Origin of the sequence: Variovorax sp. CF313 (assembly GCF_000282635.1) — a bacterium.
GTDB lineage: Bacteria > Pseudomonadota > Gammaproteobacteria > Burkholderiales > Burkholderiaceae_C > Variovorax.
In genome coordinates, this window is record NZ_AKIW01000069.1 from 18,240 (window position 1) to 30,795 (window position 12,556).

A 12,556-nucleotide genomic window follows, 5' to 3' on the forward strand; every position below is an offset into this window, starting at 1 on the left:
GCCAGCGCTTCCGGCGTATCCGGTCCGGCTTCCATGCAGCGGCTCAAGACCCGCGCGCAATTCCAGGCCGTCCTCGCAGGTGCCACCGTGGCGCGCACTGCTCATTTCGCATTGCATCGCTGTGCGCTCGATCTCGCATCGGGCGCACCGCCGTTGTTCGCGTCCGACGATGTCTGGCTGGGCGCCATGGTGCCCAAGCGCTGGGCGCGTCGCGCGGTCACGCGCAATGCCATCAAGCGCCAGATCTATACGGTGAGCGCCGCACCCGGCGTCGGCTTGCCACGTGCTGCGCACGTGGTGCGGCTGCGCGCCGGTTTCGACCGCAAGGAATTCGTGAGCGCCACTTCGGACAAGCTCAAGGCAGCGGTGCGCGCCGAGCTCCGGCAGCTGCTGGCGCGGGCGGCGCGTTCTTCCGCTCCCGCTTCGGCGCCTCCGCCCGCTTCCTCCTCGTCATGAAACGCCTGCTGATCGGCCTTGTGAAGGGCTACCGCCTGCTGCTGAGCCCCTGGCTCGGCCAGTCGTGCCGCTTCACGCCGACCTGCTCGGTGTATTCGATCGAGGCGCTGGAAGTGCATGGCGCGCTCAAGGGCAGTTACCTCACTCTGCACCGCATCGCGCGCTGCCAGCCATGGTGCGATGGCGGGCACGATCCGGTTCCACCGAAATCACAGCGTCGCACTGACAAGTCAGGCTCGCTGTTTTCGTCTCTTCTCTCCTCCGACAAGAAGTCTTCGTCATGAACGATATACGCCGCACGATCCTGTGGGTGATTTTTGGGTTCTCGCTGGTGCTGCTGTGGGACCAATGGCAGGTCTTCAACGGCAACAAGCCGACCTTCCTGCCGTCGAGCAAGCCGGCCGCGGTGGCCTCCGCCCCGGCCGCGGGCAGCGCACCCGCTGCCAGCAACGGCGTGCCGGCTGCATCTTCGTCGGGCGCGAGCGGCGGCAGCGCCGGTGCCGTGCCCACGCAAGCCGCTGCAGCCGCGCCGCGCGAGCAGGTCAGCGTGACCACCGACCTGTTCAAGGCCACGATCGACAGCGAAGGCGGCACGGTCAACCACCTCGAGCTGCTGAAGTACGACGAAGCCGACCGCACCAAGCGCGTCGTGCTGTTCGAAAACGGCTCGCCGGCCACGCGCTATGTGGCGCAGACCGGCCTGCTGAATCCCGTCGACTCGGGTGAGCGCTTTCCCAACCACCTGACGCAGATGACGCCGAAGGCCGGCCCGCGCGAGATGGCCGATGGCCAGAACACGCTGGAAGTGGGCTTCGAAAGTGCCCCCGTCGGCGGCCTGAAGTACGTCAAGACCTACGTGTTCCACCGCGGCGACTACGCCATCGGCGTGCGCCACGAGGTGGTCAACACGAGCGACCAGCCGCGCGACGCCCAGCTCTACATGCAGCTGCTGCGCCATGGCACCGTGGCCGCCGGCACGATGTTCGGCACCAACACCTTCACCGGTCCCGCCGCGTACACCAACGAGAAGAAGTTCCACAAGCTCGACTTCAAGGACATCGCCAAGGGCAAGATCGAACCGCCCCCGCCGGCCAACGACGGCTGGATCGCGATGGTGCAGCACTACTTCGTGTCGGCCTGGCTGCTCAAGGGCGACCCGGCGAGCGAACAGCTGCGCCGCGAGTTCCGCGTGAAGGACCTGGGCGACAACCTGTTCACCGTGGCCATGGTGGCCACGCTGCCCAAGATCGCCCCCGGCGCCACGCAGGTCGTGAACAGCACGCTGTTCGCCGGCCCCGAGGAAGAAAAGAAGCTCGAAGCCATCGCACCCGGCCTGGACCTGGTGAAGGACTACGGCATCTTCGCGATCATCTCCAAGCCGCTGTACTGGCTGCTGAACCAGCTGCACGGCATCCTGGGCAACTGGGGCTGGTCGATCGTCGCGCTGGTGGTGCTGCTGAAGGCGGCCTTCTACTGGCTCAACGCCAAGGCCTACGCCAGCATGGCCAAGATGAAGGCCATCAACCCGAAGATCATGGAGATGCGCGAGCGGCTCAAGGACAAGCCGCAAGAGATGCAGCAGGAGATGATGCGGATCTACAAGACCGAGAAGGTCAATCCGATGGGTGGCTGCTTCCCCATCGTGATCCAGATCCCGGTGTTCATCGCGCTCTACTGGGTGCTGCTGTCGTCGGTCGAAATGCGCCACGCCCCGTGGATCGGCTGGATCACCGACCTGTCGGCACCGGACCCCTGGTACATCCTGCCGATCGTGATGACGGCCACCTCGCTGTTCCAGACCTGGCTCAACCCGACGCCGCCCGATCCGATGCAGGCCAAGCTGATGTGGATCATGCCGCTCGCGTTCAGCGTGATGTTCATCTTCTTCCCGGCCGGCCTGGTGCTGTACTGGATCACGAACAACACGCTGTCGATCGCACAGCAGTGGTTCATCAACAAGCGCCTGGGCGTGCTCGGCGCCAAGAAGTAGCCGCACGACGCCCCAGTCATCCCCCGAAAGGGCCGCGAAAGCGGCCCTTTTTGCTGAAAGAATCCGTACCATGCTTGCCCGCACCACCGATCCCATCGTCGCCATCGCCACTGCCTCGGGACGCGGCGCGGTCGGCATCGTGCGGGTGTCGGGGGCCAGGCTGGCACCGCTGATCGATGCCATCTGCGGCCGCGTGCTCAAGCCGCGCGAAGCCACCTACCTGCCGTTTCGCGATGCGCACGGCGAGCCGGTCGACCATGGCCTGGCCGTTCACTTTCCCTCGCCGAATTCCTTCACCGGCGAGGACGTGCTCGAACTGCAGGCCCACGGCGGCGCGGTCGTGTTGCAGCTGCTGCTGGCGCGCTGCCTCGAAGCCGCGGCCGAGCCTGATCCCGTCACCGGCCGCGCTCGCCTGCCCGGCTTGCGCGTGGCCGAGCCCGGCGAATTCAGCCAGCGGGCCTTTCTCAACGGCAAGGTCGACCTGGCACAGGCCGAGGCCATTGCCGACCTGATCGACGCCAGCACCGAGGCGGCTGCGCGCAGCGCCGGGCGTTCGCTATCGGGCGCGTTCTCGCGCGAGATCCACACGCTGCGCGATGCGTTGATCCACCTGCGCATGCTGGTCGAAGCGACGCTCGACTTTCCGGAAGAAGAGATCGATTTCCTCCAGAAAGCCGATGCCACCGGGCAACTGGCAAAGCTGCAGTCGCAGCTCGCAGCCGTGCAGCAGCGCGCGAAACAGGGTGCGCTGCTGCGCGAAGGCATCAAGGTCGTGATCGCAGGCCAGCCCAACGCGGGCAAGAGCTCGCTGCTCAATGCGCTGGCCGGTGCCGAACTGGCCATCGTAAGCGCAGTGGCGGGCACCACGCGCGACGTGGTCTCGCAGACCATCCAGATCCACGGCGTGCCGCTGCACGTGGCCGACACCGCCGGCCTGCGCGAGAGCAGCGACGAGGTCGAGCAGATCGGCGTGGCGCGTGCCTGGGGCCAGATCGAAAGCGCCGACGCCGTGCTGTTCCTGCACGACCTGACGCGCGCCCATCTGGCCGACTACGCCGCCGCTGATGCCGACATCCTGGCCGGCCTGCGCCAGAAGCTGCCTGCGAGCGTGCCGGTGCTCGACGTCTGGAACAAGCAGGACGCTGCGCCTGACGCCCATGCCGGGCATGGCATCGCCCTGTCCGCCAAGACCGGCCTGGGCATCGAGGCCCTGCGTGAACAACTGCTGGCCATGGCCGGCTGGCAGGCCGTGCCCGAGGGCGTGTACCTCGCGCGGGCGCGCCACGTGCAGGCGCTGGCCCGGGTCGAAACGCACCTGGCGCTGGCGGCCAGCCATCTGGCGGCGCAGGCCCAGTTGCTCGACCTGCTGGCCGAAGAACTGCGGCTGGCGCAGAACGCCCTGAACGAGATCACCGGCGAGTTCGGCGCGGACGACCTGCTGGGCGTCATCTTTTCGCGCTTCTGCATTGGTAAATAGCGACAGCCGGTTTGAAAAACGTAAACAGTTGTAGCCGAATCTCCTGAGCATCGCTGATACTTCGGCTCACATGCGGGGGCCGAAGAAAACATGTCCATCCAGAACCTGAGCCGCGCCATCGCGGAGAACACGAGCACCGACGCGTTTGCGTTGACGTTCAACGTCCAGCAGTGGGAAACACTGGCGGGCTATCTGCAGCCCATCGATACCGGCGTTGGCGACGTGCTGATCGAACAGGGCACGCCGGACCGCTCGGTTTTCTTCATCGAGAGCGGTGCCATCAGCGTGCACCGCGTCAGCAGCAAGGAGCAGATGCGGCTGGCCGTGCTCACGCCCGGCTCGGTGGTCGGCGAAGGCTCGTTCTTCTCGCGCCAGCCGCATTCGGCCAACGTGGTGGTCACCGGCGCAGGCCGCGTGTGGCGGCTCACGGCGATCCGCTTTGCGGAAATGTCGAACCGCCAGCCCAACATGGCGCTGGAAATCGCGATGGCGCTCGGCGCCGTGATCGCCAAGCGCATGGCGCACCGCTCCAAGCGCGTCGCCGTGACCTGAGGCTGCGCTGTCCGCCGGCGGATCGATCTGCCACATGCGGGCAGGCCAGCCAGCTTTTCGTTTTGACCCCCGAGAGTAGTCAGTAAGCAATCCATGGCCTTGATCTGTCCGGTCTGCAGCACGGAAAACCGCGGCGGCGCGAAGTTCTGCAGGAGCTGCGGCGTCAAGCTGCCTGCCGCAGGAGACCGGATTCCCCCGCCGCCGAGCCCCGAACGCGAATGGGCCACCACCGCGCCCGCCCAGTTGCGCGCGCCGACCATTCCGGCGCCGCTGTTCGATCCGGACGAGCCGCTGCCTGCGCGCGGATCTTTTTTCGGCAGGTCGGCCGCGCGGCAGAGCGACGAGCATGAACAGACCGTGCTCATGGTGCACGACGACGAACTGCCGCGGACACCCGCGCCGCCCGCTTCGCCGCCGGGCCTGGAGTCGACCTGGGCCCCGAAGTCCGGAACGAAAAGGAGAAGCCGGGCCAAGGTCCGGCAATCCGTGCCGGCCGAACGGCCGCCGCGCAAGCGCGTGATCCTGCTGTGGCTCGGTCTGCTGGTGGTCGCGGTGGCAATGATCGTCGCCGGTTGGTCCGGCAACGGGACGCGAAAGGCGCCTGCGGCCGCTGAAGAGGCCACCGCCCCAGCCACCGAAACTCCCGCGCCCGTGGCCCCATCGTCGCCGCCGCTCGCCGAACCTTCGCCGGCGGCGCCCGAACCCCAGCCCGCCGAGCCGGCCGCGATGCCGCCTGCCGCTGAAACCGCACCGGCTGCCGCCGCGGCGCCCAAGCCCGCTGCCAAGCCGCGCAACAAGCAGGCGACCACTGCCGCACTACCGTCGAACGCGCCCGAACCCGCTGCCGTGGTCGCTGCCCCCGCCCCGGCGCCGGCACCTGTCGCTACGGCCGAGCCCCAGGCCATGTGCGGCGACCGCAACTTCATTGCCAAGGCGCAATGCATGGCGGCCCAGTGCCTGAAGCCCGAATTCAAGGCCCACGCGCAGTGCGAAGCGGTGCGCCGCCAGCAGCGCATCGAAGAAGAAAAGCGCAACCCGACGCTGATCAACTGAGCTCGCCTCTACCGGGGACACCGTGCGAAGCGGGTTCCGCGGCGTTCCCGAACAAGAAACTAGCCTTTTTGCAGGCGGTCGATGGCGATCGCCAGCGCGGCCGGCTTGCCGGACAGCACCAGCGTATCGCCCTCCGACAGCACCGTGCCGTCGGCCAGCGCACGCGGCTGGCCGTCGTGCCGGCGCAGGCTGGCCACACGCACGCCGAGCGCGGACAGCGCCAGCCGTTCCAGCGGCTGGCCCACCGCGCGCGCGCCGGCGTTGAGCGTGAAGCTGTTGAGGCGCTCGTGATCGAGTTCGTCGGCGTTGTCGTCATCGGCGCCGTGGAAGTAGCCGCGCAGCAGGTTGTAGCGGGCGTCGCGCTGATCCTGCACCACGCGGATCACGCGGCGCATCGGCACGCCGACCAGCGCCAGCGCATGGCTCGCGAGCATGAGCGAGCCTTCGATGGCCTCGGGTACCACTTCCGTCGCTCCGGCCGCCTGCAGTTTTTCCAGGTCGTGATCGTCCTGCGTGCGCACGATCACCGGCACGTGCGGCGCATGGGCGCGCGTGTTGGCCAGCACCTTCATCGCGCCGGGCACGTCGAGGTAGGTGACGACCACGGCACTCGCGCGCGCCAAGCCGGCCGCCATCAAGGCCTGCAGCCGCGCCGCATCGCCGAACACCACCGAGTCGCCGGCGGCGGCGGCCTGCCGCACGCGGTCGGGGTCGAGGTCGAGCGCCATGTACGGGATGCCCTCGCGTTCGAGGATGCGCGCCAGGTTCTGGCCGCAGCGCCCGTAGCCGCAGATGATCACGTGCTGCGCCGTGTTGATGGTCTTGCGCGCGATGGTCGTCATCTGCAGCGACTGCTGCAGCCAGTCGCTGGCCACGAGCTTTCGCACGATGGCGTTGCTGTACATGATGATGAACGGCGTCGTGAGCATCGACAGCACCATCGACGCCAGCACCGGGTTGGCCAGCCATGGCGGCAACAGGCTGCGCTCCTGCGCCAGCGTCAGCAGCACGAAGCCGAACTCGCCGGCCTGCGCCAGGTAGAGGCCGGTGCGCAGCGACACGCCCGAGGTGGCGCCCAGCACCCGCGCCAGCACCGTCACCAGCCCCAGCTTGAACGCCAGCGGCATCAGCAGCAGCACGGCCACCAGCAGCCAGCGTTCGACCACGATGTGCCAGTCGAGCGACATGCCCACGGTGATGAAGAACAGCCCCAGCAGCACGTCGTGGAAAGGACGGATGTCGGTCTCGACCTGGTGCTTGTATTCGGTCTCCGACACCAGCATGCCCGCGATGAAGGCGCCCAACGCCAGGCTCAGGCCGGCCAGTTCGGTGAGCCAGGCCAGGCCCAGCGTGATCAGCAGCACGTTCAGGATGAAGAGTTCTTCGCTGCGCCGCCGCGCCACCAGCGTGAGCCACCAGCGCATGATGCGCGGGCCGCCGTACAGCAGCACGCCGATCAGGAAGCTCGCCTTCAGCAGCGCGAAGCCCAGCGCCTTGGCCAGCGCCTCGGGCGGCGCGCCCAGTGCGGGAATCAGCACCAGCAGCGGCACCACGGCCAGGTCCTGGAACAGCAGCACGCCCATCACCCGCTTGCCGTGTTCGCTCTCGAGTTCGAGCCGCTCGGCCATCAGCTTGACCACGATGGCCGTGCTGCTCATGGTGAGCGCGCCCGACAGCGCCAGCGCGGTCTGCCAGCCGAGCCGCCACGACGGCGGCAGCCAGTGGGCAATCAGCAGCGCGCCGGCCGTGGCGATGGCCATCGTCAGCAGCACCTGCAGCAGGCCGAGGCCGAAAACGTGTTTTCGCATCGCGCGCAGCTTGGGCAGGCTGAACTCCAGCCCGATCACGAACATGAGGAACACCACGCCGAATTCGCCCAGGTGCTGGATGCCTTCGGTGTTCTGCGCCAGCGCGAAGGCATGCGGCCCGATCAGCACGCCGGCCGAGAGATAGCCCAGCATCGGCGGCAGCTTGAGGGAGCGGCACGCCACCACGCCGATCACTGCGGCGAGGAGATACAACAGCGTGAGATCGAACGAAGACATAGGCGGCGATGCTAGAGCAAGACCCGTGCGCAGCGCGTCGGGGAGGACACGCAGTGCCGAGCGTGGGGGCATCGAGCGCCGCCGGGCCGCCCCAAGGCGCGAGCGCCCCCTCGGGGGGGCAGCGAGGACACACAGTGCCGGGCGTGGGGGCAACCCTCCGACCCGTAAAATCCGGCAATGAGCTCCCGTCCCGTCCCGGCCCCCGTGGTCGACCCCGAAGCCATCCTCGCTCGGGCACGTCTCACCTTCGACATCGAAGCCGAAGCCGTCACCGGTCTGAAGACCCGCGTCGGCCCGAGCTTCGTCGAGGCCGTGCGCAAGATCCTCGAAGTGCGCGGCCGCGTGGTCGTGATGGGCATGGGCAAGAGCGGCCACGTCGGCCGCAAGATCGCCGCCACCCTCGCCTCCACCGGCACGCCCGCGATGTTCGTGCACCCGGCCGAGGCCAGCCACGGCGACCTTGGCATGATCAAGGCCGTCGACCTGGTGCTCGCCATTTCCAACAGCGGCGAGGTCGAAGAACTCACCGTCATCCTGCCGGTCGTCAAGCGCCAGGGCGTGCCCCTGATCGCCATGACCGGCCGCCCTGAATCCACCCTCGCGCGCCATGCCGACATCGTGATCGACGCCGGCGTGTCCAAGGAGGCCTGTCCGCTCAACCTCGCCCCCACCGCGAGCACCACCGCCCAGATGGCGATGGGCGACGCGCTGGCCGTGGCGCTGCTCGACGCGCGCGGCTTCGGTTCGGAAGACTTCGCGCGCTCGCACCCGGGCGGCGCGCTCGGGCGCAAGCTGCTCACCCACGTGAGCGACGTCATGCGCTCCGACGACGATGTGCCGCGCGTGGCACCCGACGCCGGCATCGGCGAGCTGATGCGCGCCATGAGCAACAAGGGCTTCGGCGCCGCGGCGGTGATCGCGCCCGACGGCCGCGCGCTCGGCATCTTCACCGACGGCGACCTGCGCCGCCTGATCGAAGCCGGTGCCGACCTGCGCAGCCCCAAGGCGGCCGAAGTGATGCACCACAACCCGCGCACCATCCGCGTCGACGCGCTGGCGGTGGAAGCGGCCGAGCTCATGGAGCAGTGCGGCATCACCCGCCTGTTCGTGATCGACGGCGAGGGCGTGATCGTCGGCGCCATCAATACCAACGACCTGATGCGCGCGAAGGTCATCTGATGCCGCTCGAGTTCCAGGCCGAGACATTGCTCGCCGCGCAGGACGTGCGCATCGTCTTCTTCGACATCGACGGCGTGCTGACCGACGGCGGCGTGTACTTCACCGAGCACGGCGAGACGCTCAAGCGCTTCAGCATCCTCGACGGCTACGGCCTGAAGCTGCTGCGCAAGGCGGGCATCGTGCCGGCCGTGATCACGGGACGCGACTCCAAGCCGCTGCGCGTGCGGCTCGAGGCGCTGGGCATCGAGCACGTGCGCTACGGCACCGAAGACAAGCTGCCCGCCGCGCAGGCCATGCTCGACCAGCTCGGCTTCACCTGGGCGCAGGCCGCGGCCATCGGCGACGACTGGCCCGACCTGCCGGTGCTCCTGCGCGTGGGCTTCGCCGCGGCGCCGGCCAATGCCCACGCGGAAGTGCGCGGCATCGCGCGCTACGTCACCCGCGCGCGGGGCGGCGAAGGCGCGGCGCGCGAGTTCTGCGACCTGCTGCTCACGGCCTGTGGCCAGTACCGCGTCATGCTCGACGCAGCCCGGGGCCCGAATACATGAACAATGTCAAACGCGCATGGGGCATGGTGCGCGACGTCCTCGACCGCGCAACGATCTACCTGCCGATCATCCTGACGGCGGCCGTCGCGCTCGGCACCTACTGGCTGGTGCGCAACGCGCCCAAGCTGCTGGAGCCCACGGCCAAGGCCGCGCCCACGCACGAGCCCGACTACTTCATGCGCGATTTCGTCATCAAGAACTTCCTGCCCAACGGCGACCTGCGCAGCGAACTGCATGGCACCGAAGGCCGGCACTACCCGGATTCGGACACCATGGAGGTCGACAAGGTGCGCATGCGAACGGTGTCGCCCGAAGGCCTCGTGACGCGCGCAACGGCCGACCGGGGCGTGTCGAACTCCGACGGCAGCGAGATCCAGCTGTTCGGCAATGCGATCGTCATCCGCGATCCGTCCGTGGGGCCCGGTGGCAAGCCTGCGCCGCGCCTCGAGTTCCGTGGCGACTTCCTGCACGCCTACGTCGACACCGAGCGCGTCACGTCGAACAAGCCGGTCACGCTGATCCGCGGCACCGACCAGTTCACCGGCGACACGCTCGACTACGACAACCTGAGCGGCGTGGCGAATCTGAACGGCCGGGTGCGCGGTGTGCTGATTCCTTCAGCGGCCGCTCCTTCAGGGAAGCGCTGAATGACTCCATCCCCGCTTGTCTTCATCACCGGCGCCTCGAGCGGCATCGGCCAGGCGCTGGCTGCGAGCTTCTACGATGCGGGCTACCGCCTGGCGCTGGTCGCCCGGCGCACGGGCGAGATCGAATCGTGGGCTGCGGCGCGCCAGCTGAGCGCAGACCGCTACCGGATCTACAGTGCCGACGTGGCGCAGACCGACAGCATCGTCGCTGCCGGCAATGCCTGCATCGCGCAACAGGGGCTGCCCGACGTGGTGATCGCCAATGCAGGCATCAGTGTCGGCATCGACACGGCCGAGCGTTCCGACCTCGACGTGCTGGCGCAGACCTTCGCCACCAACAACGTCGGCCTGGCCGCCACCTTCCATCCATTCGTGCGCGCGATGGTGCAGCGCGGCAGCGGGCGGCTGGTGGGCATCGGCAGCGTGGCGTCCATCCGCGGGTTGCCGGGGCACGGCGCGTACTGCGCCAGCAAGGCCGGCGTGGTGGCGTACTGCGAGAGCCTGCGCGGCGAGCTGCACGGCAGCGGCGTCAAAGTCGTCACCCTGTGCCCGGGCTACATCGATACGCCGCTGACGCAGGGCAACCGCTACGGCATGCCCTTCCTCATGAAGGCCGAGGATTTCGCCGCCCAGGCGCTGCGCGCCATCGAGGCCGGTACGAGCTATCGCGTGATCCCGTGGCAGATGGGCGTGGTTGCCAAGATCATGCGCATGCTGCCCAACGCCGTGCTGGACCGGGCGGTGCAGGGGCGCGCGCGCAAGAAGCGCAGCGGCGAGGCCTGACGAGCCGCACGCGCCGAGCGATCGGCCATTGAAAAAGGCTCCCGAGGGAGCCTTTTGTCTGTGTGCGCCTTGCAGTGCAGGGCTCAGTAGCCGCTGTTGCCGCCGCCGTAGCCACCGCCGCCACCGCCGGAACGGCCACCGCCGCCACCGCCACGGGGGCCGGCGCCGTAGGGGCTGCGGAAACCGCCATCGCCACCACCACCGCCGCCGCTGCGGCCACCACCACCGCCGTAGCCGCCGCCACCGCCGGAGCGGCCACCGCCACCACCACCGTAGCCGCCACCACCGCCGCCGTAGCCACCGCCACCACCGCCGCCATAACCACCACCGCCGCCGCCGTAACCGCCGCCACCACCGCTGCGCGGGGGACGTGCTTCCATCGGACGCGCTTCATTGACGACGACGCTGCGGCCGCCCAGGGGCTGGCCGTTCATGCCGTTGATGGCGGCTTGTGCTTCCGCGTCACTGCCCATCTCGACGAAGCCGAAGCCCTTCGAGCGGCCCGTGTCGCGTTCCATCATGACCTTGGCGCTGGTCACTGCGCCGAACTGCCCGAAGGCCTGTTCGAGATCTCCGTCGCGCACCGAGTAAGGCAGGTTGCCGACGTACAGTTTGTTGCCCATCAAGGGACTCCTATAAACACATCAAGAAAAGCGATGGAGTCCCGGAAAGCATCACTCAAACGAGAGCCGTCGAGCCGCGCGAAACTGACCGATCACCGAACTTGCCCCCCGACCAAAATGAAGAGGGAGGCTCGTGCATTATGGGTGAAATAGCCGAAATGCAAGCAGGAATTTGCGTCTTGAGGTAGCACCTGTCAAAACTCCTGGGAGCTAGCGCCTACTTGCGCGGTGAGGCGAGGTCCTTGGTGCTACATGTACAATCCGCCCGTCATTGGGGAGTAGCCGCCTTCCGATTTGCGAGAGGGGCCCGCGTCAACAGACTTGTCCTGCCCCACAGGACATGGCGCGTGCAGTGAACACACCTGGCGAGACCTTTGACCGTGCAACTTCGGGAATATGGCCGAAGGTGTTGCACGGTCAATTGTGTCCTTCGGCCCAAGGAACCCCTCTTCATCATGGAAGCTTTTCTGGTTGCAACCGGCGTGGTTGCGCTCGCCGAAATGGGCGACAAGACCCAACTCCTGGCCCTCCTGCTCGCAGCCCGCTTCAGGAAACCCTGGCCGATCGTCCTCGGCATCTTCGCCGCCACCCTTATCAACCACGCGCTGGCCGGCGCGGTCGGCAACTACATCACGCGCTGGCTTGGGCCCGACGTGCTGCGCTGGATCCTGGGCGGCTCGTTCATCGCGATGGCCGCGTGGATGCTGATTCCAGACAAGCTCGACGACGATGACGCCCCGGGCGCGTCGAAGTTCGGGGTCTTCGGCACCACCGTGATCGCGTTCTTCCTCGCCGAGATGGGCGACAAGACCCAGATCGCCACCGTCATGCTCGCCGCCCGCTTCACGCACGATTATTTCTGGGTGGTGGCGGGCACCACGCTGGGCATGATGCTGGCCAACGCGCCGGTGGTATGGCTCGGCGAGAAGATCGTGCGGCGCGTGCCGATCAAGCTCGTGCACGGCATCTCGGCCGCGATCTTCCTGGTGCTGGGCATCATCATGATCATCGGCTGGTAAGAAAAAGGCAGGGGCCCTTCCAGAAACACCGCGGAACCGGCTTTGCCGGGCCGCAGGTGTTGCCCCCGAAGGGGGTTGGCGAAGCGACACGAAGTGCGCGCAGCCTGGGGGATATACTTTGCCTTGCGCCGATTTGCTTCAGCTTGCGGGCGCTTTATAAATCCAGCTAAAGACAGGCGCGGCA

Annotated in this window: 13 protein-coding genes and 1 riboswitch; of the genes, 11 read left to right on the top strand and 2 right to left on the bottom strand. The window is 67.8% G+C overall.

Annotated elements, in window-relative coordinates:
- Positions 1–33: 33 nt before the first annotated feature.
- The 6 genes from PMI12_RS16940 (at position 34) to PMI12_RS16965 (ending at position 5,528) form a co-directional block, all read left to right on the top strand.
- Positions 34–456, top strand: coding sequence for a ribonuclease P protein component (locus tag PMI12_RS16940; RefSeq protein WP_007834830.1), 423 nt, complete (start codon positions 34–36; stop codon positions 454–456).
- The gene (yidD, locus tag PMI12_RS16945) at positions 453–740 is read left to right on the top strand and encodes a membrane protein insertion efficiency factor YidD (protein ID WP_007834832.1); all 288 of its coding nucleotides are present in this window, start codon (positions 453–455) and stop codon (positions 738–740) included. Before PMI12_RS16940 ends, yidD begins: the two co-directional genes overlap by 4 nt.
- On the top strand, positions 737–2,446 hold the full coding sequence (yidC, locus tag PMI12_RS16950; RefSeq protein ID WP_007834833.1) for a membrane protein insertase YidC: 1,710 nt from the start codon (positions 737–739) through the stop codon (positions 2,444–2,446). The genes yidD and yidC overlap by 4 nt, the downstream gene beginning before the upstream one ends.
- A 70-nt stretch (positions 2,447–2,516) precedes the next feature.
- A complete protein-coding gene (gene mnmE, locus PMI12_RS16955) occupies positions 2,517–3,923 on the top strand; it encodes a tRNA uridine-5-carboxymethylaminomethyl(34) synthesis GTPase MnmE (protein WP_007834834.1) in 1,407 nt (468 codons plus the stop codon).
- A 90-nt stretch (positions 3,924–4,013) separates the two neighbouring features.
- Positions 4,014–4,475, top strand: a complete 462-nt coding sequence (locus tag PMI12_RS16960) for a Crp/Fnr family transcriptional regulator (protein WP_007834835.1) — start codon at positions 4,014–4,016, stop codon at positions 4,473–4,475.
- Positions 4,476–4,568: 93 nt separating this feature from the next.
- Complete coding sequence (locus tag PMI12_RS16965) at positions 4,569–5,528, top strand: zinc ribbon domain-containing protein (protein ID WP_007834836.1); 960 nt, start codon at positions 4,569–4,571, stop codon at positions 5,526–5,528.
- 59 nt (positions 5,529–5,587) lie between these two features.
- On the opposite strand, the gene PMI12_RS16970 is transcribed toward PMI12_RS16965, so the two are convergent.
- The gene (locus tag PMI12_RS16970) at positions 5,588–7,573 is read right to left on the bottom strand and encodes a monovalent cation:proton antiporter family protein (protein WP_007834837.1); all 1,986 of its coding nucleotides are present in this window, start codon (positions 7,571–7,573) and stop codon (positions 5,588–5,590) included.
- Positions 7,574–7,750: 177 nt separating this feature from the next.
- Here PMI12_RS16970 and PMI12_RS16975 point away from each other — a divergent pair, with 177 nt between their 5' ends.
- The 4 genes from PMI12_RS16975 to PMI12_RS16990 are packed head-to-tail and all read left to right on the top strand — an operon-like array spanning position 7,751 to position 10,730.
- Positions 7,751–8,752, top strand: a complete 1,002-nt coding sequence (locus PMI12_RS16975; protein ID WP_007834839.1) for a KpsF/GutQ family sugar-phosphate isomerase — start codon at positions 7,751–7,753, stop codon at positions 8,750–8,752.
- A complete protein-coding gene (locus PMI12_RS16980; protein WP_007834841.1) occupies positions 8,752–9,300 on the top strand; it encodes a KdsC family phosphatase in 549 nt (182 codons plus the stop codon). The genes PMI12_RS16975 and PMI12_RS16980 overlap by 1 nt, the downstream gene beginning before the upstream one ends.
- Complete coding sequence (gene lptC / locus PMI12_RS16985; RefSeq protein ID WP_007834842.1) at positions 9,297–9,947, top strand: LPS export ABC transporter periplasmic protein LptC; 651 nt, start codon at positions 9,297–9,299, stop codon at positions 9,945–9,947. The genes PMI12_RS16980 and lptC overlap by 4 nt, the downstream gene beginning before the upstream one ends.
- Entirely contained in the window at positions 9,948–10,730 is a 783-nt protein-coding gene (locus PMI12_RS16990) for an SDR family oxidoreductase (protein ID WP_007834843.1), read from the top strand.
- 83 nt (positions 10,731–10,813) lie between these two features.
- On the opposite strand, the gene PMI12_RS16995 is transcribed toward PMI12_RS16990, so the two are convergent.
- Positions 10,814–11,353, bottom strand: coding sequence for an RNA recognition motif domain-containing protein (locus tag PMI12_RS16995; protein ID WP_007834844.1), 540 nt, complete (start codon positions 11,351–11,353; stop codon positions 10,814–10,816).
- A gap of 261 nt (positions 11,354–11,614) precedes the next feature.
- Positions 11,615–11,801: riboswitch (yybP-ykoY riboswitch) on the top strand.
- Positions 11,802–11,808: 7 nt separating this feature from the next.
- Between PMI12_RS16995 and PMI12_RS17000 the strand changes: the two genes are divergently transcribed.
- Positions 11,809–12,372, top strand: a complete 564-nt coding sequence (locus PMI12_RS17000) for a TMEM165/GDT1 family protein (RefSeq protein ID WP_007834845.1) — start codon at positions 11,809–11,811, stop codon at positions 12,370–12,372.
- The last annotated feature ends 184 nt before the right edge of the window (positions 12,373–12,556 follow it).

What these genes read in the sequence shown, in the direction of transcription:
- PMI12_RS16975 (WP_007834839.1), top strand. Translation starts at nt 7,751, where the DNA reads ATGAGCTCCCGTCCCGTCCCGGCCCCCGTGGTCGACCCCGAAGCCATC.
- PMI12_RS16995 (WP_007834844.1), bottom strand. Translation starts at nt 11,353, where the DNA reads ATGGGCAACAAACTGTACGTCGGCAACCTGCCTTACTCGGTGCGCGAC.
- mnmE (WP_007834834.1), top strand. Translation starts at nt 2,517, where the DNA reads ATGCTTGCCCGCACCACCGATCCCATCGTCGCCATCGCCACTGCCTCG.
- PMI12_RS16965 (WP_007834836.1), top strand. Translation starts at nt 4,569, where the DNA reads ATGGCCTTGATCTGTCCGGTCTGCAGCACGGAAAACCGCGGCGGCGCG.
- yidC (WP_007834833.1), top strand. Translation starts at nt 737, where the DNA reads ATGAACGATATACGCCGCACGATCCTGTGGGTGATTTTTGGGTTCTCG.
- PMI12_RS16960 (WP_007834835.1), top strand. Translation starts at nt 4,014, where the DNA reads ATGTCCATCCAGAACCTGAGCCGCGCCATCGCGGAGAACACGAGCACC.
- PMI12_RS16980 (WP_007834841.1), top strand. Translation starts at nt 8,752, where the DNA reads ATGCCGCTCGAGTTCCAGGCCGAGACATTGCTCGCCGCGCAGGACGTG.
- PMI12_RS16970 (WP_007834837.1), bottom strand. Translation starts at nt 7,573, where the DNA reads ATGTCTTCGTTCGATCTCACGCTGTTGTATCTCCTCGCCGCAGTGATC.
- yidD (WP_007834832.1), top strand. Translation starts at nt 453, where the DNA reads ATGAAACGCCTGCTGATCGGCCTTGTGAAGGGCTACCGCCTGCTGCTG.
- lptC (WP_007834842.1), top strand. Translation starts at nt 9,297, where the DNA reads ATGAACAATGTCAAACGCGCATGGGGCATGGTGCGCGACGTCCTCGAC.
- PMI12_RS16990 (WP_007834843.1), top strand. Translation starts at nt 9,948, where the DNA reads ATGACTCCATCCCCGCTTGTCTTCATCACCGGCGCCTCGAGCGGCATC.
- PMI12_RS17000 (WP_007834845.1), top strand. Translation starts at nt 11,809, where the DNA reads ATGGAAGCTTTTCTGGTTGCAACCGGCGTGGTTGCGCTCGCCGAAATG.
- PMI12_RS16940 (WP_007834830.1), top strand. Translation starts at nt 34, where the DNA reads ATGCAGCGGCTCAAGACCCGCGCGCAATTCCAGGCCGTCCTCGCAGGT.